Origin of the sequence: Herbaspirillum camelliae (assembly GCF_001929405.1) — a bacterium.
Taxonomy (GTDB): Bacteria; Pseudomonadota; Gammaproteobacteria; order Burkholderiales; family Burkholderiaceae_D; genus Herbaspirillum; species Herbaspirillum seropedicae.
This window is the reverse complement of the sequence record NZ_KV880769.1, coordinates 2303027-2325910: the sequence shown is the minus strand read 5'-3', so window position 1 is coordinate 2325910 and position 22884 is coordinate 2303027. Positions and strand designations below refer to the sequence as shown.

The window sequence follows — 22884 nt, the reverse complement described above, 5'->3', positions numbered from 1 at the left end:
TGTTCACGCGACTGGCGAAATGACTTGCTGCTGATCGCCTTCATCCTCTTCGGCATCGCCAAGTTCAGATCCGTCCGCAACAGCCGCCGCCGCTTTACCCATGGCCCGTTCTACCAGTTTGACCAGACTAGCCTTTCGGTTTTTGTAGAAGCTGTCAAAGTCGTCAGCCCGAAGCGCGGTCGTATCGATGAGATGCGAGCCGACAATGGCGTTCATCTCAGCATCCGCAAGCTGAACCTGCGTATGAGATTGCAATTTTGACAAATAGATCGATGGCGCATGCCCGCCGATCATTCGGTTTGCCTTGTAGGAAATCGGGGTTTTATTGACGACCGTGTTGTAGACCGCGCGCTTAATACCGTTCTTCTCGCACCAGTCCTGCGGGAAGATGTGATGAATATCAAGCGCAAGTTCCTCGTCGTCGAGTTCCTGGATCTTTGCCTTCCAGAAAAAGTCTTGCGCGCCTTCACGAAGCACCAGCACATTCAGGCCTTTATACGCGGCTGACAGGCGCGACGTCATCGTGTCCAAGCGGTCCGGGCTAAACGCCGCATCTGCAATGGTTCGAGGTATTGCGCTGTCACTCTCGATCCACTGTAATAGATCCTCGACATCGTTTGCGATTCGGGTCTCGATGGCGCTGCCATAGAGTTCGCCGAGAACACCACTCCAGTACCAGTGAGAAAGTTTTTGGTAGATGCGCGGCTCAAGCCAGCGTTCGCGCAGGTGCGCGAGTACCGAGGCGAGCGGGGCCAGTTGTGTTCGATACGGCAATTCGCGTGGGCTTTTCACGCACTCCTTGCGCAGAAACTTGGCAGCGAGCAGAAAGCCCACTTCGACCTCTTCTGCCCATTTGGCATACGCACTCAAGGGCATTGCAAGTATCGAGACACGTTTTGCGCTCACCGGTTGTATAGACTTTCCTATTTTCCCAGACGCCACATCGGCGCGGCGCAACTCCAATGTGTGCAACATCGATACCGCCTGCAGGAAATCCGTAGACTCCACCTGTGACAGTAGCGCCTCTTTGCATAGGCGTTGATACCGTCCCGAAACATTTCTGGTGGCGTTGCCATGCCAGTCATCACGCAGATTGAAGCCGTCAGCTGCGTAGGTTGCAGTGACCAGTTCAAAAACGTTGAGTGGGACGCCACCGGTGTTTACTTTCTCGAAGACCAGGCAGACGGCTTCCTTCGTCGTGGCCTTGCCGAGCTGGATCACAGGTAGCTGGTAGTTACGGAAGGCATTCAGTACCTGTCGACGGAACTGCATGTACAGGCCGAACTTTTCGGCAGCGTACTCCTGCAAGGCTTCTTCCCATGCATCCGAGTTCAGGATCTGATCGCATGGAAAGTACAGCTGCTCGCACTCCTTCTGCGTCGTAGTCAAATCAAGATCGATCTGGCGGCCAAAGTTGGAGCGCTTGATCTTGTCCTCTTCGATGGCCTCAATAGCGTCCTCCAGGCGATCCCCACCTTCCAGTGCTACTTCAATGTTCCAGTAGTAGTGCCTTCGAATAGGCTTGCCCTTTTCGGTGCGGGTCTTCACCGCGTCCTTCGTGGCCAAGACTTGCGTGAGGGTGGTAAGGCGTTGTTGCCCGTCGAGAATCAGCAGCTCCGCATCTGATTCGCCCGATGGGAGCGAAACCCCCTCCACTGGCCGTACCTGAAACTTGGCCTCGCCACCGGTCTCCAGCAGCATGACTGCCCCGACCGGGAATGACCTGGCAATGCTCACCAGCAGACTGCGGATGTGCTGGTCATCCCACACCCATCCACGCTGAAAATCAGGTAACTGGATCTTCGCCTTGACGATTTCGGCAAGGATTTCTGGCAATAGCCGCTTGGTGCTATCGAAAGTGCTCATTGTTTTACCTTCATCATTACTTCACCAAATCCATCAACTTGTCGAAGCTCTTCACCACGTCGTACTTGACGTTTTCAGGGGCGTACTTCCGGTTCATTTCGTCGAAGAACTTGCGGGCACATTCGATCTTGGTTTCCTCGATCTTCGTCAATTGCATCGTTGACATGGACCCTTTGGTCTCCGCAACGAAATAGACATGCTTGACGGCCCCCTCTTTGAACGAAATTGCCCAGTCAGGGTTGTAGTCACCCACCGGCGTCGGGATCAGAAAGCCACGGGGCAACTTGGCGTACACGATCACTTCGGTGCAGGTGTCGAGGGTCTCGACGAATTTACGCTCGATACCGGAATCCGTGATCACGTAATCGTAGATGTGCCGCTTGAGCTTGTCACCGGCCTTGCTGAAGTCCTGCTTGGCCTGCCCTGCGGTGAAGATGTCGATATCGAACTTGTCCTCGACCGGGTCGTAGGCTAGATGTTCGATGATCATCGTTGCCTTCTGCTCGTTGATCAGTCGCACGGCTTCCGCGATAAAACTCTCGGGATTGGTACGGAACTGTGCAAACACTGCGACGCTAATTCCTTTCAGGATGTCTGCTGTCGCGCGTCGCGTCAGTTGCGTACCGTCAGCGATCTTGCCGATGAGGTCGTACTTCACTGCGGAATGAATCGACTGCTTGTTGTACTCGACTGTCGTTTCAGCGAGCTTGAAGCCGTCCCCACTCTTCAGTGCGTCTGCCGTTAAACCTTTGTTTTCGCCTGTCTTGGCAATACTTGGATCGACATCGCGCTTCGTCTTCTTGTCGATGGAGAAATAGCCGCTGCACGTTGATCACCATCACGTTGATGCCCGCGTCTGACGAGAAGCTCTCCAGATGGTGCAACTGCTTGGAGTTGTAAATGAAGAAGCGCGCCTTCTTGTGATACGTCTCCAGAAAGTGTTCGGCCGTGATTTCCAGCGACTTGGCCACACCCTCGCGGATGGCAATGCTGGGCACGACGATGATGAACTTGCTCCAGCCGTACTGTTTGTTCAGCTCGAAAATGGTCTTGATGTAGCAATAGGTCTTGCCAGTGCCAGTTTCCATCTCGATATCGAGATTAACCCTGCTGGCCTTAGTCTTCACCAACTCAGCCGACTGCGGCAAGTTTTGTTGATGCTGAACCTGGGTGATGTTCTCCAGCAGCGCGATATCAGTCAGCTTCAGGTCGGCGTTCTTGAACCCGCTCTCAGAAAACAGATCCTCCACACCTTTCTTGGCCTTACCCGGATCGATGCGATAACTGATGGCTTCCGCCGTGCCGGGTGGCTGCCCTTTGAAGCAATCGACCACCGCTTGCACCGCCGCTGTCTGATAAGCCTGAGTTTTAAATTTGAGTTTCATCGCACCCCTCAGATGCATTTCACTTCAGTAGCAGGTGCCAAGAGCTTGAAAATCTGCTCGACGTTGATCTTGACCGCGCTGTTTTTGTAGCCCGCGTCGCGGAACACTACGCGCAAAGGCTGATACTTGGCCAACTCCTTTACGAAGGCTTCGTCGATGCTACCGCTGGCGTCAAAGCAGGCGGCAAGTGCGTTGCCATCGGCAAAGAATACATCCTTGCCTTGAATCGACAGCTTGGTAATGGGCAGCGCCAGATCGACGCCCCAGTCCAGCATTACCTGAAACAGCAGGTCTTCTGGTGTGCGGTCGGGCTTGATGTTATCAACGAACAGGTCGAGCTTGGCTTTATCGAGCGCATCGGGCATGTAGTAAACGTCGGCCATGTTGGATGTGTCAATTTTGAGAACGCGGAAGCCAGTATCTCGCCCCCATCCTGCCGCGCCATCTTTCTCGCGTACAGCCTTTCCTGCACGGCGAGTACGCTCCTTCGATATCTCCGAGATAAATGGCTTGAGACCGACCTGCGTGCAGAATTGGAAAGCCTCCTTCGCATCCTTGCTGTCCTGGCCAATCGGCTCGGGGAACTGGACGCTAATGAAGCGGCGACTGCCTCCTTCGCGTCGGTTGATTTCCATCGCTGCGTGCGCGAGGGTAGACGACCCGGCAAACAAATCAAGACAGATGTCTTTAGGGCCGGTCATGAAGGAAATGAGGCGCTCCATCAATAAAACGGGTTTGGGATTCGAAAACACCTTCTTCCCCTCGGGGAATAGCGTCTTCAAGTCATACGGCCCCGACCTACCATCCAAATCGAAAACGCTGGAGAGTTTATCTTCAAACTCCCATGCATAGACCTTCAACTCAATAAGCTTGGTCTCGTCATCTCCAAACAGAACCCGCTTCTGTTCAAGCAAGCGTTTCATGCTCTCTTCTGGAAACCGATAACCCATAAGTGGTTGAACGCATGACTTACCAGTTTTAGGATGAATGACGTCATATCGGTATCCCTCCTTGCCAGGGTTGTGGACGCTACGGCTTCCGGCGTACACCCCATCTTTGTCGATAAACTTATAGTCGGCTAACGGCCCAAGTTGCGCCTTGTTCTCGCGATACCAAATCGTATATGCAGACTGCAGCTCTGACGGGGTTGAATGCTTTTCAATAAGCTCAGAGCCGATTTTCACAACAATATCTTTAATGTCCGAGACGGAGCTTTTCCAGACACCTTCTAAGTCACTTTTGCTTCGAGCAAAAACATGAATGCTTTCGTGCTCAATAGCGATATTGCTTGGATTATTGTCGGTAACGTTTTTCCATATCAGGGTGCCAAGGAAGTTCGACTCCCCAAACACTTCATAGCAAAGATGAAGAACATTTGCTGTTTCAGCGTCATCGATGGAGATAGCAATTACACCTGCAGGAGCCAAAAGGTTCCGTGCGACACGTAGACGCTGGTACATCATGCCAAGCCAGTCGGAATGGAACCTTCCGTTCGCTTCAGTGTTGGCAACAAGACGATTTCCCAGCTCGTCAGACTGATTACTTTGTGTCAGATACTCGTAGGTGTTTCCTACAAAATCGTCTCGGTAGACAAGGTTGTTGCCTTTTTTTCGGTTGTATGGAGGATCGAGATAGATCAACTTAATCTGGCCGAGGTACGTCTCCTGCAGCAGCTTCAGTGCATCTAGGTTGTCACCTTCGATAAACAGGTTCTTGGTAGTATCGAAGTCCACGCTTTCATCGCGACAGGGGCGCAGCGTTTTGGCAATCGGCGCATTGGCTGTGAGCAAGGCTTCGCGCTTCCCTGGCCAGTTCAAGTGGTAGCGTTCCTGTGGTCCCTCGACAATCGAATCGGTCAGTTCCTGCCGTAGCTGGTCAAAATCCACCGCCAACTTCACGGTGCCGTCCTCGCCCTTGGCCTCGGTGACGCAGCCTGGAAACAGATCACGAATGCGGGCGATGTTGTCCTGTGTGAGATTCGGTGAATGCATTTTTAGCTTTTCCATGTTCTTATCCTGTGGTCGCCGCGATTTGGCGGCTGTTCTATTTGGAGTGGCCTTATTCGGCGTCAGAATTGTCTTGGTGCTTGAGCTCTGCAAATTTGGCCGCCCTCGTCGGATTGCCACGCGTGAGCGGCTTGACTTGTTAAGTCTTCAGCCTTGTCATTGGCAAGCCGCAGATTCTTGGCCGGCTTGTGCAGCGCTTCTTTGGTTTTTTGCAGATCCTTAATGACTTCGTCGATGCGCTTGCTATTCAAGACGTTCGTGCAACTGTTTTTCGAAGTCACTATCGCGAACCTGCTTCAGGATATCTGCATACCCTGCCTCGTCGATCCTAAAGGCGTTGTCACAGTGCGGGCAGATGATTTCATGCATGTCTATTTTCCTTCTGCCTTGGCCAGTATGTTTTGGAGCATTTCCGGCACCGCTCCAGCAGCTTTAAGTGTTGCCGTGCGATACGCGAGTTGATTCTTTGCGAGACTGATACCCGCGGTGGCCTCGATTTCCGCGCAGGCGGCAACCCATTCTGGCCATTTTTCTGACAAGAGCGATTCGAGATGATCCTCAAAGACCGCTACCTCGCTTAAAACACTGGCTTTCGGAAAGTCTTCTTCAGGTATGCCGAAATATTGCAGAAGCCTGCGATTCTCGGTTGCATGGTTATTCCGCTCTTTTTCGATATCTTCCTGCTTCTTGTTTTTTGCTTTGGCGCGAGCCTCAAAGCCTGCATCTGCGTCAAAAAGTGCATAAGCGGGCACACCGATCGCGCTGAGAATCGCATGTGCAAGCGGTATAGATGTCTTTGACCCGACGGAAACAATCGAGACGCCGGCGGCTTCGAGCAAGCCATGCGAGGTTCTATCTCCAATGCCGTAGAAGACGGAGGACTCTGTCGTACCCTCCACAAGGAACGCTCTGTTAGCAAAGAGTGCGATGGAGAGTTGGTCCGCCACGTTGTGGTCAAGTCTTCGATCAACTACGTCTGCATCCACAATTCCGTTCAGTTTGGCTTTGACATCCGCAATGGTTGCGAAATGAACCGAAACTACTGGTGTTTCATCTGTTGACCTTGTCAGCCGTCTAATCTGATTGAAGTGCCGAGCCTCAAGAAAGTATGGGCTGTGAGTCGCATAGGTCACTTGGATGCACTTCTCAGGGTCTTCCACAAGGGAGCGGAGCACTTTTGCAAATGCCTGCGCCTGGATCGGGTGCTGAAAGAGTTCCGGCTCTTCGATTGCTAAGCAGATGACCCCGTCGGCTGACGCTGCCCCCGACTGAGCCAAGAGCTGGAGCGCCGAGATCAGAATCGTCCGCTGAAAACCATGGCCCTGCCGCTCCACAGCAGTTTCGGTCGCGCCATCGAGAATCGCGACTTCGAACGTGGTCTTAGGGGCCTTGAGTTCAACCTCTGCAGGGGAAACAGTAACAGACCGACCGGGTGAGTAAGACGAAACGACCGAGTTGAGCTGAGTCGTCATTTCCTCAAGCTGAGCCTTAAACTTCTCTTCGTAGACTTTCTGCTGCTTTGCTCTCGACTCCTCGACAATTGTTGCAATTTCCTGGTCTGCTGCAGCACGGTCAACGGAGCGCTCCAGAATGCGCCCAATGATGCTTGATTTGCCGTCAATGGACTCTTCGCTTGCGCGAAGGTCGGCGGTCACCAGCACAAAGTCGAAGAGACCACTCATTTTGCCTCCGCTGTTGAAACCAAAGAAGTTGGTTTGCAGCGATTCGAGAGCATCTTCGAGCTGGTCTGTATGTGCCGCTTCCCACATCGTCATCGCTTCATCAACTGCAGGGCCAGTATTCGCAGCTGGCAGATCCAGCTCTGGACGATTGGCCCGGAGCTCCTTGTAAAGGTCCTTCTTTACGTTTGCGCCGGCCGCTGCTTTTATTGCATTGAATGCAGGAAAACCCTTTGCATTGGCGGAGAGTCGATCGGATCCATCAGGTGACCGTTGCCTCCATGCTGTAAACGTCGTCGCCCCATCCGGCGCGTACTTGCCAAGGGCCTCTCGGTCTTTTCCCGAAAGGTCGGAGAAGGTAACTTGTACCTCGATCTCTTCACCAGCAGCACCGAAGGAGCAGTCTTTCTCTGTGAGCGATCCAGGCTTGCCGTTAAAAAACCAATCGAGCGCACGCAGCACAGTCGACTTGCCTGCACCGTTTGGCCCAATGAAGGTCGTGACGGAGTCGAAGGGGATCGTTACATCCTTGAGTGCCCGAAAATTCTTGATGCGTACGGATTGAATCTTCATTTCAGCTTCGCTCCCTTACCATTTTTTTATCTATCATTGCTTGAGTGCCTCAAGCTCGTCTTTTAACTTGCGCAGTTCGGCGTTGATTTCCACCTTGCGATTGAATTGCTTTTCCTTAGCCAGTCTGCTGGCAGCTTTCTCGACCTCACGCTGCTTGGCTGCAACCAGTTCAGCGCGGGAAACCAAGTCAGCGAGGCTTTCTTGTGGGCGCGCGGGCATGGGGATAAGGCGTTGAAGCGCCTGCTCATACAAGCCGCCCAAGTCGAGGGCCAAGGGTATGGCAGCGCGCTCACAGTCACTCGGCAACCAGCCGGTCGCAAAGTAGTCGCTCAAGACCCAACGGCTGGCGTCCGACGCGTTCGGACGCTTGTACGCGGCAATCACCTGCGTCCGTCCATCAAAGCTCAGTTCGAAAATGATGGGAAACTGCACCGCGCCATCGATGCAGCGCAAAACGTCCAGATTCAGCTCCGACGTCTTGAGCTGGATGGAGAAAATCTGAAGCTCTGGCACTCCCGACTTGGCGGGCAGGTTAATCGTTTCCGGTGCCAGCTTGTATAGCCAGACGATCTGCTCGACCTGCTCGACGAACAAGTCCTTCAGCCTCGTATTGGCACCGCTGTGTTCGTAGATCTTGTTCTTTGGCAGGGTACGACCAAAAGCGGCCTGCTTCGGGTAGTTGATGAAAGCGGCGTTCGACTCGAAGCGGGTGGGCAGACTCATCCGACCTCCTGAATCACAAGGAAGGTGATCAGTTCGAAGTCGTCTAGCCCGGCGATGGTATTGACCAGGGCGGTGGTCCTGCCGACGCTGAACAGGCTGTCCAGATCTTTCTCTTCCTTCACCTCGATCATGGAGCGGATGGTCTTACCAAGCAGGTCCGAATACGCCTGCATCTTGTGGCCATCGGCCGTTTCCTTGTTGAACAGACGGCAGACATCCGGAATAGGCTGGGCTTGCCCCTTGCAGCAACTGCGCACGAGATCCAGCAAACGCTTGACCTCGGTGTGGTCGTGAATGACTTCCCCCTCGCGGTTGATATAGACGAGGTAGTAAGGGTGCAGCTGATTGTGCTGACTGACATTGACGCTCGGATTGCGGTTGCGCAGCGTGAAAATCACGCCCGGGCGCAGGCCCATCTCCGGTTTGGCAGGCACCACGGCATGCATGCCGCTTGGCACGTTGCTCAATTCGCCATTGGCTTTCACATAGTTGAGCAAGTCCATGCGGAAGTCATTGAGCCCGAGGTCAGTGATCGTCACGCCGGTCTTCAAGTCTTCCAGCTCGATCACTTCCTCCATCAGACGACGCAGTTGTTCCTTGCGATAGGAAACATCGTTGGCTTGGGCGCTCAGCACGTTGTCGTCACCGGTGGCGGTGACGTCGGCAATCATCATCCGACTCTCAACCCGCTCCTTGAGGTTGATGTACTCGTCGAGCGAAATGTCAGGCCAATAGTTGACCAACTGAATGCAGCTGTTGAGCGAGCCAATGCGATCCACCCGGCCAAACCGCTGGATGATGCGCACTGGATTCCAGTGGATGTCGTAGTTGATCAGGTAGTCGCAATCCTGCAGGTTCTGGCCTTCGGAAATACAGTCTGTACCGATGAGCAAGTCAATCTCTGCCGGCTCGTTCGGCAGAACTATGACTTTCTCCTTCGAGCGCGGCGAGAAAAGGGTGAGTAGTTCCTGGAAGTCATAGCTCTTCTTTAGCGTGGACTTTGGCGCACCTTTGCCGGTGACTTTCGCGCTGTACAGGGTCTGTGTGGCCAGCAACTCCGGAGCCAAATTGGCATATAAATAGTCAGCGGTGTCGGCGAAAGCGGTAAAGATCAGCACCTTTTTGTTGCCGGGATTGAGGGGGGCTGCGATTTTCTCCAGAACCAGTGCCCTCAGATGCTGCAGCTTGGCGTCATCGGCAGGCGTGACCTTGTTCATTGATGCCAGCAAGGCATCAATGATTTCCAGATCGACTCTCAGCTCGTGCTCCCACGAGGGCAAGTCCATATCGGCGAGGCTGATCTTTACCTTGCCGCCGATCTCGCTGTCCCCAGTGGTGGGCAGGTCGTCGTCGTCCGCGTCGAGATTTTCCAACTGGTCGGTCAGATCATCAATGCTGGCGACGTTGCCGGTCTGATTGAACGTGCTGATCTTGGCCAGCGTATTCGTGTGGTTCGTGCGCAGGGACTGGAGCGTCAACCGGAAGGACTCAATCGAGCTTTCTAGGCGCTTGAGCAGATTGGTCGTCATCAACGCTTGCAGGCTCTTTTCGCGGTCGGCTTGCTTGAACTTGCCTTTTCCACCCGACACTTGCGTGTCGTACAACTCCTCGTACTTCTTGAGACGACTTGGGAGGATGTAGCTGATCGGGGCATACACGGCGAGCTTGAGCAGGGACAGCTGCTCGAAGATCTCGTTGAAGCTCATCACGTCCGTTCGCTGCGTGAGCGGGCTGTGGAACGACAAGGGTTTGCAGCGCTCAGGGAATTGGCCAATGTCCTTGGTGTCGTAGAAGGTCTGGATATGCTTGCGGGAGCGCGCAATGGTAACGCTGTCGAGCAATTCGAAGAAGTCGAAGTCCAAGGAGTCCAGGATAGCCCGCGCTGTACGCTCTTCCGGTGGAAGCTTTGCCCATGCGTTGAAGCTGGCCTGCGCATCACGGAAAATGTCCTCTACCGTCTTGCCAGTGCGTAGCTTTTTGCTGAGGTTCTCGGAGTCGCCCTCATAGGCCAGTGCCAGTTGGTTGCGCAGGTCATTAAAGCGGTTGTTCACCGGAGTGGCAGATAGCATCAACACCTTGGTTTTCACGCCCTCCTTGATGACCTTGTTCATCAGCTTCTGATAGCGCGTTTCCTTATCCTTGTAGACGTCATTGTTTCGGAAGTTGTGCGACTCGTCGATGACGACGAGGTCGTAGTTGCCCCAGTTGATGCGGTTCAGCGGTGTGCCAAACGACTCGCCGCTGGTGCGGCTGAGGTCGGTATGACAAAGCACGTCGTAGTTGAACCGGTCGCGGGAAAAGATGTTGGTCTTGAGGTTGCGGTTGTAGTTCAGCCAGTTAGCCGCCAGCTTCTTGGGGCATAACACCAGGACTGATTTGTTACGCAGCTCGTAATACTTGACGACTGCCAGGGCCGTAAAGGTTTTGCCCAAGCCGACGCTGTCGGCCAGGATGCAACCGCTGTAAGTTTCCAGCTTGTTAATGATCCCAGTGGCAGCATCCTTCTGGTAATTGAAGAGTTTGTTCCAGATTAGGGTGTCCTGGTAACCCGTGCGGTCATTGGGTAGGACGTCTTCGTCGATGTCGTCGAGGAACTCGTTAAAGATGTTGTAAAGCATCAGGAAATAGATGCTCTCGGGTGAGTTTTCTCGGTAGACCGAGGCAATGTGCTCGCAAATCTGCGCGGTAACGTCCTCCAGCTTTTCGGGGTCGCTCCAGATCTGATCGAACAGGCTCAGGTACGTGGCTGCAAAGGGTGCCTCGTCCATCTTGTTGACGAGGTTGGAAACCGCATTCCCTTGCTGGTACCCGAGATCGACAGCTGTGAATCCATGCAGGGGCATGTAAGCCGTATCGATGCCGCCAGCCTGCACGCAGGCGAACTGCTGCATCGGTGCTTTAGTGCGGTTACTCTTGAATTTGGCCTTGCGCTGTATCCACTCTGCGCACTCCTTGGCCACTGCCCGCTGGGTGAGCTTGTTTCGAAGCTGGATTTCAAACTCGCTGCCGTAGAGGCTGCGCTCGCGGTCGAGCTTGGGAATGTGGAATTCCTTTTGCTCTTTACGAATCTTGTCGGTGACCTCGTTGGCAACAAAGGTGGGCGAGGTGAAGATGAAGTCCAGCTCGTCGATCTTTGCCAACTCAGCTTTCAGTGCCTCAAAGGCGTACATTGAGAAGCACGAGGCCGCGACCTTGAGGCGCGCGCCTGGCCGGAGGGTCTGCTTGAGATCGTCGCCAAGCAACTGGCTGATGTTGTCAATCAGTTCCATCAGTCACTTGCCCCCGAATTTTTGTTGGTCAGATTGGCGGCAATCCACTCATCCAGGTCGCTACGACGGAAGCGCCATGCCCCCCCAGCTTGAAGGCCGGAAGCTTGCCTTCGGCCGCGAGGCGGTAGACGGTGCGCTTGCCCGCCTTCAAGTAGGCGGCCACCTCGTCCAGGGTCAGGATTTCACCTTCCGGGTCTGCCATAACCTCGTCTTTGCCGTTTGCCAAAAGTTGCCAATTCTCCCATATGACGGCGAACTAGGCCAGAGGCTGGGCGACGAAAAGAATAGCCAAAATGCAAATCTACGCCCTCAAAGCGAAGGCATTGCCATTTGGTTCGGAGCGCGGACGCGAGCTCGATTTCCGGGGTCCGCCGCTAGCCGCTCTATTACAGGAACCTGTGTGCAATCCTGCTTGGCGGCGATAGGCTGAACGACCACACCGCATTCTCCGCTCCCTTCGGACGCCTCGACCATTCAGAGAGAAAGCAGAACCGGCGTCTCCACCACGCGCACTGAAACTACGAACCCTCAGACGGAACACTGCACTCGTGCCGCGGCTCCTCCTGTATCCCCGATGATCCAAGCCCATAAATTCCTCGTTGTCGCTGCGCGTCGCCGTGTCACGGTGAATTGCACCCGCGAGCACCATCCACCATACAAGACCATAGGCTACGTCGTCCATCTTGACCAAGCGCTACTGACAATCTACCACCGTTGCCTACAGGAAGCGCGCACAACGATCTAGGCTAGAGGAAACGCTGGAAAAGGGCTGAAAGTCGTCACGACGGAGAACGACGCCCGAAAAAGATCAAGTGAGATTGCAGATATTTTCAAACACATATCACTCCTGAGAATCGAGCCTCTACTGCTCGCCCTCCCTGTTCCCTCAACCCGCACTTCTCACTCCAGGAGTTTTTATGTCATCTGCCCTGCATTGTCCTCGCTGTAAATCCCCCAACATCACCACCCGCAACTATGCCCGCAAAGCCGGCGGCGCCCTCGGTGCAGCTGCCGGTGCCGCCGGTAGTGCTGCCGCCATGATGAGCAGCGCTGAAGCTGGCGCAACCTTGGGAATGACTGCTGGCCCAGTCGGCGCTGTCGTCGGTGGCCTGGCTGGCGCACTAATGGGCGCGCTGTTCGGTGGCGCAGCGGGTAGCGTTGCTGGTGCGACTGCCGGTGAAGCCATCGACAACAACGTTTTTGACAATCACGAATGTGCTGACTGCGGCCACACGTTCGGTCGACGCTAGTACAGTTGCAGCAACAATTTAGTAATCACGCACTCTCGACACCAATGCCTACAGCCTAACGGCCGTAGGCATTTCTGTTTTCAGAGACCAACTTAAAAAAGGAGCTTTCACAATGCATCTCGTCGAATCCATCGCCTATGCCAATGCCACTCCTTGGCATGGATTGGGAAACAATCTCTCTGCAAAGTCCCCCATCGCTGTCTGGGCCAAACAAGCCGGCATGAACTGGAAAATTCAAGAATCTCCGGTTTATTTCCAGACTAACAAAGATAAAGACCACATTTCGTTCGATGAACAAAAGGTCTTGTATCGCTCAGATACTGGTGCAGCACTATCCATCGTCTCCCAACGCTTCCAAGTAGTGCAACCTCGCGAAGTCCTGGAGTTCTATCGCGATCTAACCAAGGCCCACGGTTTCATTTTGGAGACTGCCGGTGTACTGAAAGGAGGCCGAAAAGTCTGGGCGCTGGCCAAGACCAATATGTCCAGCAGCATCAAAGGTAGTGACGTCATGAATGGTTACCTTTTGCTGGCAACAGGTTGCGATGGCACGCTGGCAACGACCGCTCAATTCACTAGCATCCGGGTGGTGTGCAACAACACGCTAGCCATTGCTCTGAAAAACGGCGGCCACGCAGTCAAAGTACCTCACTCCACAACCTTTGATCCGAAGGCCGTTAAGCAACAACTGGGGCTGTCTTCGGCATCTTGGACGGATTTCATCTACCAAATGAAGAAGCTGTCGGAACGCAAGGTCAAAAACAACGAGGCCGAAGCCTTCGTCTCATCCCTTCTGACCGATCCTACCGCCAAATTTACCAATGAACGTGCGATAAAGCAGATCCTGGAACTGTACGACGGGCATGGCCGTGGTGCCGACCTGGCGTCCTCCAAGGGCACAGCATTCGGGCTCCTCAACGCCGTCACCGAATTCGTCGACCACGAGCGCCGTGCGCGTAGCACTGACTACCGCTTGGACTCGGCCTGGTTCGGCACGGGCGCCAATCTCAAGAACGGCGCCCTGGATCAGGCTATTGCGCTGATCGCATAAATTTCGCGTCAACGGCATAGCACCCAGATCTTGCGAATGGGCCGTTTGAGCGAGGGGAGAAGAATTGGCTGATGTGACAGAGGAGTTTCGGTCCGCCGCAGAAAGAAGATAAAAATAGCAAAAAAGCAAGCCTCGTGACTTACAGATTGGGATCGTAGATCAAAGATGAAGTCTCCGGTCTTTAGCATTGATCGAACACTTACCGTATTTACGACTTGCCTAGTCTGGCTTGGTACTGGGCCACAAACGCAGCTGCATCAATATCGAGCGCCTCGGTGATCTCGACGAATTCAGCGAAATCTAATCGCCTTTCACCTCTCTCGTATTTCGAAATAAAAGACTGAGGCTTGCCGAGACGCTCCGCCACTTCAGATTGAAGTAACCCTTTTTCAAGCCGTATGTTGGTCAACATCTCTCTGAAAAGCGTGTAGTTCGACTGATGAATTGGGTTGGGCATAGCGCCATTTTCAAACCCAATTTAGAATATCCCATAACCCACTATGGGTTATTAACCAAAAGGAGAAAAACTTGAAACAAGCATTACGTGCGCTGGCCCTCACAAGCGCTTTGTTCACCTGCGCCATTGCACATGCGGATGAAGCTCCCTTCGATCTCAACATGCATGTTGAACAAGGCGTCGGAGTTGTTCAGCTCCAAGCTGTGACCGACCAGGTCGTACTCACCGGCTACAACATCAATCGCGGCAATTGCAAGACGAAGCTTGGTGGCATCTACCCTCTTCCACTCACCTTCAAATACGGTCAAGGCGTCAAGCTCTTTGCGTATACCTGCAAGGTCAAAGAAGTCGTCCTGAACACAAATCAAGGCAACTACACCTATACCTTCAACTAACTACGCTCATCTGCCAAGCCACTTCATATAGAAAGGAAATGGAACATGCTCAATCTTATTACACTTACTCGGCCACTCGCGACTAGCCTTGCTACCGGCGCCTTGCTCTTCTTGGGTTTCAACGCTCATATTCAAGCTTCCGACTATAAGAACACTCGCGCCTACAAAGATGCCTTTGCTTGCGGCAAGAAGTCCCTTGAGTCCGATCCGTCTGGCAACTCTACTGTGTCTTACTGCATTGGTAATTCGCGTGACCCATCCAAGGTTGAACTGCAGGCATTCAAAGACGCTGTCGCAGCTGGGAAAAGCGGAAGCCCGAAAAAGCCAAGCAAGTAACAGAGAATCTGGCTAAGTGCGCTTGGCCACTTCATTCACTCCGGATATCGCACTAGCGGTATCCGGGCTGTGCATGATTCGAAATCTTAAACAGCTTCCTGGTCGACTCATCTATATTTTTTTATTCCTAACTGCTTAACGCGTATTTCAGTGATGGTGGGCACGTAGTTCGTGCGACTTCGATGTTTCTAGTTCAGTCGACTTAGACGGCTGAAAGACCAAAAACTACTCAGTACCGATGACATACCGCGCCAAGATGTCTGCAATCAGTAGCATGATCGAGTTAGTGGAGCTGGCGGAGCCAAGAACCGACAAGAAGGCCAGCGATGAAGATCCAGTGCCACGTTGCACGTCGGCCAGAAAAAGTAACGGACGGCTGCCACTGAGATAGGTTCAGCCCGGCGTATTGCCTGACGCCACAACGGCATCTGTCGCGACATCATGTTTCTTCTGCAATACCGAGCACACTTGCAGGTTAAGCTCGACGAACTCTTCCCAGGTGTGGTGCTGCGCATAGTGCAGAGTGTATTGCAGATCAACCCGGCAGATGTCGGGCCGGCCGTCGTAAATGGAGCAGGCTTTGCGCGGTGCATCGTAATGCCGGCACACACCATCGCCGCGGTCGAGGAAACGGGTCTGTTCGGCAAGATCGACGTGCTGGCAGCATAGGCCGCACTGCAGGCAAGGGAAGCTGGGCATATGGAGGGCTTGTGATCCGACCGGCCCGCCGCTACCCTGCGGCAGCGGCGAACCGGCGGCGTCGGACTTATGCGACGACGGATTCCTTGATCTGCAGCAGGCGCTTCTCGGTGGACAGCACCAGGTTGCCGTCCGCATCGAGCAGCGGCGTGTCGATCATCGCCTTGAGCAACTGAGCGAACTTCACCGACTGCATCACCGCATCCTGATGTTCCCGCGAGAAGCTCGGGTAATGCGTGCCCTCGGCCTCGATGATCTTGCGCAAGTCATGGACGGCCCGGCGCAGGCGCGTGCTCACGCTGGAAAACACCTTGTTGGCCAGGGTCGCGACCTTCTCGATGGCTTCCAGCTTGCTTACCGTGAGGTCTACCTCTTTGGAGAAGGTGCGTGCCTGGTCCAAGTTGCTGCGGGCGGTGTTGAGCGCCGACTCGGCCTTGTTGCCCATGATGTGTCCAAAGATGGCAATGGCCGGGCCGGCGACCATGCCGCCCAGCACCATCGCGCCCATGGCGACACCGCCACCGCCGGCCGCCAGGCTACCGCCGCCCAGCCAAGCCAGCGTCGCGTTGGTGGCCGCTGCTCCCGACAGCGATGAGATGGCTGTGCCGGTGCTGGCGGTCGCTAGCAGCATCGTGCCGTTATAGGCGCCGAAGGCTAGCGCGGCGCCACCACCGAGGCCTGCGCCCAGGCCCAGTCCGGAATTCATCAGAAGTTCGTGCTCGTTCTTGAGCTCCTGCAGCGATTGAGAGGAGAAGTCGCCCAGGTTCAGCTTGTCGAGCTCGGTTGAGTGCGACAGCGACACTTCCTTCAGGGCGCCGAAGACCTCGATGAAATCAGGGATCACGCCGTTGAAGGCGCGCAGCTTGCGGTCGCCGTAGTCACTGATGACGTCATTGGTAGTCTTGCGTTGTCCTTCGACCCGGTGGACGGACGTGTTGACGATCGACTGCGCGCTGCCATTCAAGTCGCTGGCCTCGCTATGGTCCATGGCGCCCTTGACGCCCTTGACCACTCCGTACAAGGCGCTGCCGCCGGCGATGACGCCCAGGATGATTGGTATTGGCATGATGGTACTCCTTATTCCAGAATGATCGAGATTGTCTTAGCCATTTCCACGTTCATGGTCTTCGCACGCTCCATCAGGTCGTCGAATATGAAATCGTCGAATTGGTAGTAATGTTGCACTTCCTTGAGCAGCGACCATTCGATACCGGTGACGACGCCGTTCGAAAGTGCCAGTAGCATCAGCTCGAACAAGATCAGCTTCGGCACCGACGGCAAGTCGAACTTCCTGCCCTCCATGATCTCTCGCATGACCGATGCGGCTGCCTCCAACCGGAGCGCTGGATCTTCAGTCTTGTGCACCGGAATCCGCTTCATCTTCTCGAGGAATCGTGTTTCAGGACTGCCCTTGAACATGCCGGCCATGGCACCAATTACGCTGTATTTCTGTTGTTTGACTGGCTCCACGATGAGCGACGAGCCGCTCATTTCTTCGATGAGCTCGCTTTCTATTGCGCCCTTCTGGATGGATATCTTGCTCAAATCGGTCTCCGACGTGAGTTCATCCAGGGTCTTGCCATCCCACAGGATGGGTTTGTCGGCAATGGCCAGCAGGTTCGCAAGCTCGATCAGGTAGTTCTTGTCGAAGTCCGACAACATCTTAGTCAGCATGGAGCGGGTATTCCTTTCTTGTGGATGCGTCGCACGGCCGCGACAGTTCAGGTGAATCCTGGTTACAGCGTGAGGGGGCGATCAGACAGCATGAATGCGTCGAATTCGGTCTTGGTGCCGAATTCCAGCTGCTTGCCGAGCAAGGTGGCGAAGCGGTTGACGCTGGTAGCGATTTCGTCACCATCGATGGTGACCACGGAGAGCGACAACGACAGTTCGCGTACGGCCGATTGCAGCGCCGGGATCTCGGCGGCGTTGAAGGCGTCGAATTGCGCCTGTTCCTCGGCGATGCGCTGGCGCGCGGCTTGCTCGATGATGCGCGTGCGCGCTAGCAGTTCGCGCGACGCCTGCGCCTCGCGTGCGGCGTCCACCGCGCTCTGGTAGAACAGGTTGGAGAGCATGCAGCCGATCATGCCACCGATGGCCGCACCCACGAATGGGATCGGGATTGCGATCTGGCCCACCATGCCCATCATGCCGGTGGCGAGCATGCCACTACCTTTCTCGCCGATTTCCATGAGGAACTGAGCTTCGTTGATCTCGCCCTTGACGTAGCGCTTAATCGAGCTGCCCAGTGCAATGCAGGCGCTCAGCGCCAGCACTGGTGCGCTTGTGCCGGCCAGGTTGCGCACGGCCTGGTTGCCCGACTGCTGCATCACGCTCTTGATGGCCGAGCCGGTGGCGGCGGTGGCGTAGCCGATAGCTGCCGCCTTCGCTGTATCGCCGGCGACCGCGATGATGGCATCGGCGGCATCGGCATCGCCTTGCACGAACTGATAGCCGTTCTGCACCACCGAGATGCAGGCGCCAATGATGGCGCCGTACTTGGCGCCTTCCATGCCGGCCCGATGACTATTTTTCGCGATGTCGAGCGCGGTGGCCAGCTCCGGATGCAGGCGATAGAAAATTGCCTGCTCGGTGGTGAGGCCGCTGTCCATGACATTGTCGGCCAGTTGATCATAGTTGCGCGCGGTCTCATCGAGCCTGGCTGCCGCCTCGGCATTGCCCTTGGCCTGCGCACGCGCGGCGTTTTTTCTCAGAGCGGCAGCCTTGTCGCGGCAGAATTGCGCGGCATCCTTATATTGCTCGGACGGGAGCTCCAGCTTGGCACCGCGGTAGCGGCAGAATTTGCCGTCAGGCTTGGCAATATCGTTGAACAGCTTGCTTCGGTCGCCGACGAACTTCATCTGTGACGGCGAGCCGTCGATGATCTCGCCGTCGAGGATCCGCACGCGGTCCACCACGGGATGGTTCTTGCCGAATTGTTCAAGGTCATCCGAGCGCGATGCGCGCACCTTGCTGCGCGAGATGATGAATTCGGAGTTGTCCTTGGCTGTTGCCGCTACCTCTGCCGAATAGCCGGCTTGTTGCTTGATGTTCTGTTCGGCATATTGCGCATTGATCTTGTTCTTGAAGATGCCGGCATGGCTCTTGGCAAAGTGAATCGGCTCCTTGGCCGCGTTGTCGACGCCACGCAATGCCTTGACGAATTCGGCGCTGGCGTCGCCGAAGCGACTGACCGTCTCGCTGGTCGACAGTGCTGCGCCGGCGTCGGCGACGTTCTTGAATACCGATGGCGCCTTCTGGAGACGATCCGTCTCGCTAGCAGTAGATGGATCGCGATAGCCGTCTTCAGAGCCGTTCAACATGTTTCTTCCCCCATCAAGATGCGCGATTTATTGTTTTTTCGGCATGTCCCCATGCCGATCGAGTTACCAATTCTGCCATGAGAATGTTAATTTGTTGTTTCATCGTCGTGGCGCCCGATCGAATGGCGTTTGAGCCTGTTCACGTACCATCCCAACTCGAAGGTAGAGATGACGCCGGCGGCAAAGACGATGGCGAAGGCGGCCAGGTGTTCAAGGGGCGAGTTGTCGCGCAGCATGGTGTTTCCCGTGAAGTGACGTTGGATGGCATCATGCATCACCGATGCGACAGATACTGTCGCTTGCCGACGCTACACTACCGCTCATGAAATCCAACGAAACCCTGCTCCGCCAATGGTGCATGCTGCGACAGCTCCCACGCCAGCCGCGCAAGATCGGCACCTCCGAGATCGGCAAACGCATGCGCGAGGCCGGCTACAACGTCACGCCGCGCACTATCCAGCGCGACCTGGTCAAGCTTTCCGCAGTACTGCCATTGCATGCCGATGAGTCCAGACCCAAGGGCTGGGCGTGGATGGCCGACGCGCCGCAGCTGGACATGCCGGCGCTCGAGCCGCAGGCGGCATTGACGTTTCACATGGTCGAGCGCCACCTCATATCGTTGCTACCCGCCAGCACCTTGAAATACCTAGAGCCGTGGTTTCACGCCGCCGCTGGCGTGCTCAATACACAGCCGGGCGCGCTTGGCGCATGGCGCGACAAGGTGCGCATCCTGGCGCCGGGGATCCCGATGCTGCCGCCGGAAGTAGCTGACGGGATTGAATTGGTCGTGACCCAAGCGTTGCTGTCGGGTCAACGCATCGAAGTGACTTACCGGCCGCGCGAGGCGCAGGGCAGCAAGACCTATGAGGCCAGCCCATTGGGCATCGTGCTGCGCGATCAGGTTTTGTATCTGATCTGCACCTTGCGTGAATACGACGACATCAAGCAACTGGTGCTCGGTCGTATGCAATCGGCGCGCTTGTTGGACAAGCCGGCAAGAGTATTGCAGGGTTTCGATATCGACGCGTATATTGAACAGGGGGAGTTCGGCTTTCCCGTGCAGGGCGGAAAGCGTATTGCGCTGGTGGTCGATATCGATCGGGAAGCGGCCAGATCGGTGGTCGAACGACCGCTCGATCGCTCCCAACGTATCGAGGATATCAACGAGAAGATCGTGCGCTTGTCCGTTAGCGTAGCCGATACGACCGAGCTGCGCCGTTGGCTGCTTGGATTCGGTCCGCGCGCAGTTTTACAGGGGCCGGCATCATTGAGAGAAGAAATGCGCGCGGAGATCGCAGCGATGCATCGAGGCTACGACGCAGCATAGTTACGTGGTGCCGCCACGGCCCGGTGCCAGTCTTCTACTGCGCTGCCGAGAATGCCTGCTGCATGGCTGATGCTGGCGGTGATAACTCATTGGACTGATCACGAGCCTCCTTGATATAGCGCATAAGCGTCGCATGCGAGATGCTCAAGTCATTCTCTGCTAACAGCTTCTGCAATTGTTTGACTGTCAAGCCATCACTCATGCGTTGTCGGATGATCGGATACAGAGCGATGAATGCGTCTTTCTTTGGGTTACGAGGTGCCGGCTGATAGGCCTGCAATGCGGTGCGCAGCTTCTCAATATCAAAGGATACATCAATTGCGGTATTAGTCTGTTGAGCAGAGAGGGTCATTGGAAGTCCATGAGTCGGTACATAGTGAGAGGTGGCGGGATTTCCGCCACCTCTCACGTAAATGTCAATTCGCCTGAATCGGCCATCAAGCCGATGAGCCAATGGTAGATCCAGGCGTCAGAGCTAATATTTGAGGAAAATATTAGCTACTGAGATAGTTCGTATTTCCGCTGTCGAACTATCTCAGTAAGCCCCATAGGCCCTACGAAGAATCCAAATTCACCTCCGCAAGACCATCCTTCTTAGCCCGACGACGACCAGAGCGCCTCGTAGACATCTGGCCAGTGCCGAAAGTCCTGGAATGGGGAGATGCCTTGACCTTTGCAAGCTGGCTCTTCTTTGCCATGTACAGCAGGGCGTGCCACAGATTAGATAACTTATCGCTACCCCCGACGAGTTCTGGGAAGAGCAGGCACGCCACCGTTCGCACACCTCCAGGAGCAAGCATTCCCGGCACGACCGGCATGAGAAGGAGCAGAAGCAAGACAGGAGAGAACGGCGCACTCATCGTGACGGCGCGCGCCAGCCCCAAGCCGCGTACCAGGCCGACGTGCGGGCCAGCCAGATGGAGGTGGAGGAAGAGCCGATCATCATCGAGATCGCAGCGATCGACGTAGGGTCTCACGCTCCCTTGCAGGTGCTCGGTACGGCGCTGCCGAAAGAGGCGCGCGCACGAGCGCTCAAGGAGGAACTTGAGCTACGTGCCGACGAGGGGCTGCCGCCGCCTCGCCATCCCGAACGGGAGGTGCCGCTGACCGACGAACAGGTCAACAACGCCATCGACAAGATGCTCAACGATCCTCGTGACCTCAACAACCCTGAGTTCAAGGACGCCAAGCCTTCGCTGGCCCGCGCCGAAGCCATCGTCAATGCGCTCAGGGAGATGGGTTTCGACCTGGGACGGCTCAACGACTTGCACGTCGACCTGGGCTATCTGTGGAACAAGGGCGAGCGCGATACGCGTCGTGCCGAGCTGGGTCTGGCCAGCGACATCAGCAAGGTCGAGCCACCGCCGGCTTTCGCCGCTGCCTTCGCCGCCTTGTGCGACAGGCTGATGGAAAACGAACGCAAGGCCAACGCACAGCAATACGACAAGATGACGCCGCAAGCGCGCGAGGCCGCACTGGCGGCCAAGCGCGCCGAATTCGAGGCAGCCGACCACGCGGCCTACATGGATTACCTGCGCCAGCGCTATGCCAAGGTGTTTTCCTTCGCGATGGATCACCCCATGCTCAAGGCCATGTGGACGCGCGTGCGGCACAAGCTCAGCGCCAAGGTCAACGAACTGGCCGCCGCCGCTGTCACTGGCAGCGCCGCCTTCCAGGCCTATGACCAGGCGCAGCGCCAACGGCTGCAACACCATCTGAGCCTGCAGAAGAACGGACTCAGCGAGGCTGGCATCGACAAAGACCCTGGCTTCAGGAAAGTGTTCGACGAGCGCCTGGAGCAGAAGCTGCACGCGCTTGCCCAGTCCGAGCCGGAGAAGATGTCCACGCCCGAAAAACGTCAGGCCCAGCGCAGCAACCTGAGCAACATGCTGCTGGGAAGCGAAGGTCTGGCCTTGCATGAGCAGTATCTGCTGGAGAGCGAATTCGGCGCGGTATTGGGTCCGGTCAAGCAACAGCTGGCCGCCAATACCTGGGCCTCGGTCATGCACAGGCTGGCCAGCGATATCGAGGTGTCGCCATGAACCCGTCCTTCCCCGCGCGCCCGGCCACCGGCGCAGGCGCAGGCGCACGGGCCGCCGACCTGCACACCCTGCAGCAAGACCCGGCAGCCCGCCGCACCCTGATGGCCTGGCAAGCCACGGCCGCAGACACGGTCACCAAGCTCATCGATTCGCTCACCCAGCAATTGGCAGGCGCGGCCGGGCCGACCACACCGACGCCAGCGCCGGAGGTGGCGGATCACTACGACATCATCCGGGCGCGCGCCCAGGCGCAACGTCGGCAGGCGCACCTGGAGCAGTGCCGTCAATTGGCGCAGGACATGGTGTTTGCAGCGCTACATCACCTGGACGATCCGCAGTGGCGTCCGCTGGAGCGGGAGAAGGAGGCACACGGTGCAGTAGCAGCAGCGGCAACAGCACCACCAGACAATCTGCTTCTGACGTTGCTGAAGCTGGAGCTTGCAGGCCAATGAGATTGCAGGGAACCACGGTCGCACATCGCGCCACTGACTACGACGCACACC

24 protein-coding genes are annotated in these 22884 nt (G+C 55.8%); 7 read left to right on the top strand and 17 right to left on the bottom strand.

Annotation, left to right across the window (positions count from 1 at the left end; translation table 11 throughout):
* Positions 1–3 precede the first annotated feature (3 nt).
* From BGK68_RS10420 to BGK68_RS10380, 10 genes are all read right to left on the bottom strand, one after another.
* Positions 4–1866, bottom strand: coding sequence for a GmrSD restriction endonuclease domain-containing protein (locus BGK68_RS10420; protein WP_075257041.1), 1863 nt, complete (start codon positions 1864–1866; stop codon positions 4–6).
* A gap of 16 nt (positions 1867–1882) precedes the next feature.
* On the bottom strand, positions 1883–2524 hold the full coding sequence (locus tag BGK68_RS28285) for a restriction endonuclease (RefSeq protein ID WP_233149288.1): 642 nt from the start codon (positions 2522–2524) through the stop codon (positions 1883–1885).
* 40 nt (positions 2525–2564) lie between these two features.
* On the bottom strand, positions 2565–3251 hold the full coding sequence (locus BGK68_RS28280; RefSeq protein WP_233149287.1) for a DEAD/DEAH box helicase family protein: 687 nt from the start codon (positions 3249–3251) through the stop codon (positions 2565–2567).
* An 8-nt stretch (positions 3252–3259) separates the two neighbouring features.
* A complete protein-coding gene (locus tag BGK68_RS10405) occupies positions 3260–5257 on the bottom strand; it encodes a site-specific DNA-methyltransferase (RefSeq protein ID WP_075257039.1) in 1998 nt (665 codons plus the stop codon).
* 62 nt (positions 5258–5319) lie between these two features.
* Complete coding sequence (locus BGK68_RS10400; RefSeq protein ID WP_233149286.1) at positions 5320–5508, bottom strand: hypothetical protein; 189 nt, start codon at positions 5506–5508, stop codon at positions 5320–5322.
* Positions 5501–5626, bottom strand: a complete 126-nt coding sequence (locus tag BGK68_RS27435; protein WP_456077590.1) for a hypothetical protein — start codon at positions 5624–5626, stop codon at positions 5501–5503. Before BGK68_RS27435 ends, BGK68_RS10400 begins: the two co-directional genes overlap by 8 nt.
* Before the next feature lie 2 nt (positions 5627–5628).
* Complete coding sequence (locus tag BGK68_RS10395; protein ID WP_075257038.1) at positions 5629–7509, bottom strand: ATP-dependent nuclease; 1881 nt, start codon at positions 7507–7509, stop codon at positions 5629–5631.
* 33 nt (positions 7510–7542) lie between these two features.
* Positions 7543–8232: a DUF4391 domain-containing protein gene (locus BGK68_RS10390; RefSeq protein WP_075257037.1), complete on the bottom strand. Its 690-nt coding sequence runs from the start codon at positions 8230–8232 to the stop codon at positions 7543–7545.
* Positions 8229–11501 carry a helicase-related protein gene (locus tag BGK68_RS10385; RefSeq protein WP_075257036.1) on the bottom strand — a complete coding sequence of 1091 codons (3273 nt, stop codon included), beginning with the start codon at positions 11499–11501 and terminating at the stop codon, positions 8229–8231. The genes BGK68_RS10390 and BGK68_RS10385 overlap by 4 nt, the downstream gene beginning before the upstream one ends.
* A gap of 28 nt (positions 11502–11529) precedes the next feature.
* A complete protein-coding gene (locus tag BGK68_RS10380; protein WP_456077585.1) occupies positions 11530–11703 on the bottom strand; it encodes a helix-turn-helix domain-containing protein in 174 nt (57 codons plus the stop codon).
* A 715-nt stretch (positions 11704–12418) separates the two neighbouring features.
* On the opposite strand from BGK68_RS10380, the gene BGK68_RS10375 reads away from it, so the two are divergent.
* Positions 12419–12751: a hypothetical protein gene (locus BGK68_RS10375; protein ID WP_075257035.1), complete on the top strand. Its 333-nt coding sequence runs from the start codon at positions 12419–12421 to the stop codon at positions 12749–12751.
* A gap of 112 nt (positions 12752–12863) precedes the next feature.
* Complete coding sequence (locus BGK68_RS10370) at positions 12864–13802, top strand: DUF932 domain-containing protein (protein WP_075257034.1); 939 nt, start codon at positions 12864–12866, stop codon at positions 13800–13802.
* A gap of 208 nt (positions 13803–14010) precedes the next feature.
* Here BGK68_RS10370 and BGK68_RS10365 read toward each other — a convergent pair whose 3' ends face one another.
* Positions 14011–14259, bottom strand: coding sequence for a helix-turn-helix domain-containing protein (locus BGK68_RS10365; protein ID WP_075257033.1), 249 nt, complete (start codon positions 14257–14259; stop codon positions 14011–14013).
* 71 nt (positions 14260–14330) lie between these two features.
* Between BGK68_RS10365 and BGK68_RS27430 the strand changes: the two genes are divergently transcribed.
* Both BGK68_RS27430 and BGK68_RS10355 read left to right on the top strand, forming a co-directional pair.
* On the top strand, positions 14331–14654 hold the full coding sequence (locus BGK68_RS27430; RefSeq protein ID WP_143433014.1) for a hypothetical protein: 324 nt from the start codon (positions 14331–14333) through the stop codon (positions 14652–14654).
* Between the two features lie 45 nt (positions 14655–14699).
* Positions 14700–14990 carry a hypothetical protein gene (locus BGK68_RS10355; protein WP_075257031.1) on the top strand — a complete coding sequence of 97 codons (291 nt, stop codon included), beginning with the start codon at positions 14700–14702 and terminating at the stop codon, positions 14988–14990.
* Between the two features lie 393 nt (positions 14991–15383).
* On the opposite strand, the gene BGK68_RS10350 is transcribed toward BGK68_RS10355, so the two are convergent.
* The 5 genes from BGK68_RS10350 to BGK68_RS28000 form a co-directional block, all read right to left on the bottom strand.
* Positions 15384–15689, bottom strand: coding sequence for a YkgJ family cysteine cluster protein (locus BGK68_RS10350; RefSeq protein ID WP_075257030.1), 306 nt, complete (start codon positions 15687–15689; stop codon positions 15384–15386).
* 67 nt (positions 15690–15756) lie between these two features.
* The gene (locus BGK68_RS10345; protein WP_075257029.1) at positions 15757–16755 is read right to left on the bottom strand and encodes a hypothetical protein; all 999 of its coding nucleotides are present in this window, start codon (positions 16753–16755) and stop codon (positions 15757–15759) included.
* Positions 16756–16766: 11 nt separating this feature from the next.
* A complete protein-coding gene (locus tag BGK68_RS10340; RefSeq protein ID WP_075257028.1) occupies positions 16767–17363 on the bottom strand; it encodes a hypothetical protein in 597 nt (198 codons plus the stop codon).
* 62 nt (positions 17364–17425) lie between these two features.
* Entirely contained in the window at positions 17426–19012 is a 1587-nt protein-coding gene (locus BGK68_RS10335; protein WP_083657780.1) for a hypothetical protein, read from the bottom strand.
* Between the two features lie 86 nt (positions 19013–19098).
* Positions 19099–19248 carry a hypothetical protein gene (locus tag BGK68_RS28000; protein WP_198937185.1) on the bottom strand — a complete coding sequence of 50 codons (150 nt, stop codon included), beginning with the start codon at positions 19246–19248 and terminating at the stop codon, positions 19099–19101.
* Positions 19249–19334: 86 nt separating this feature from the next.
* On the opposite strand from BGK68_RS28000, the gene BGK68_RS10325 reads away from it, so the two are divergent.
* Complete coding sequence (locus BGK68_RS10325) at positions 19335–20339, top strand: helix-turn-helix transcriptional regulator (RefSeq protein WP_075259773.1); 1005 nt, start codon at positions 19335–19337, stop codon at positions 20337–20339.
* 34 nt (positions 20340–20373) lie between these two features.
* Here the strand turns inward: BGK68_RS10325 and BGK68_RS10320 are convergent, their stop codons facing one another.
* Positions 20374–20691 carry a hypothetical protein gene (locus tag BGK68_RS10320; RefSeq protein ID WP_075257026.1) on the bottom strand — a complete coding sequence of 106 codons (318 nt, stop codon included), beginning with the start codon at positions 20689–20691 and terminating at the stop codon, positions 20374–20376.
* 550 nt (positions 20692–21241) lie between these two features.
* On the opposite strand from BGK68_RS10320, the gene BGK68_RS10310 reads away from it, so the two are divergent.
* Positions 21242–22381, top strand: a complete 1140-nt coding sequence (locus BGK68_RS10310; RefSeq protein WP_143433013.1) for a hypothetical protein — start codon at positions 21242–21244, stop codon at positions 22379–22381.
* Positions 22378–22833 carry a hypothetical protein gene (locus BGK68_RS10305; RefSeq protein WP_075257023.1) on the top strand — a complete coding sequence of 152 codons (456 nt, stop codon included), beginning with the start codon at positions 22378–22380 and terminating at the stop codon, positions 22831–22833. Before BGK68_RS10310 ends, BGK68_RS10305 begins: the two co-directional genes overlap by 4 nt.
* The last annotated feature ends 51 nt before the right edge of the window (positions 22834–22884 follow it).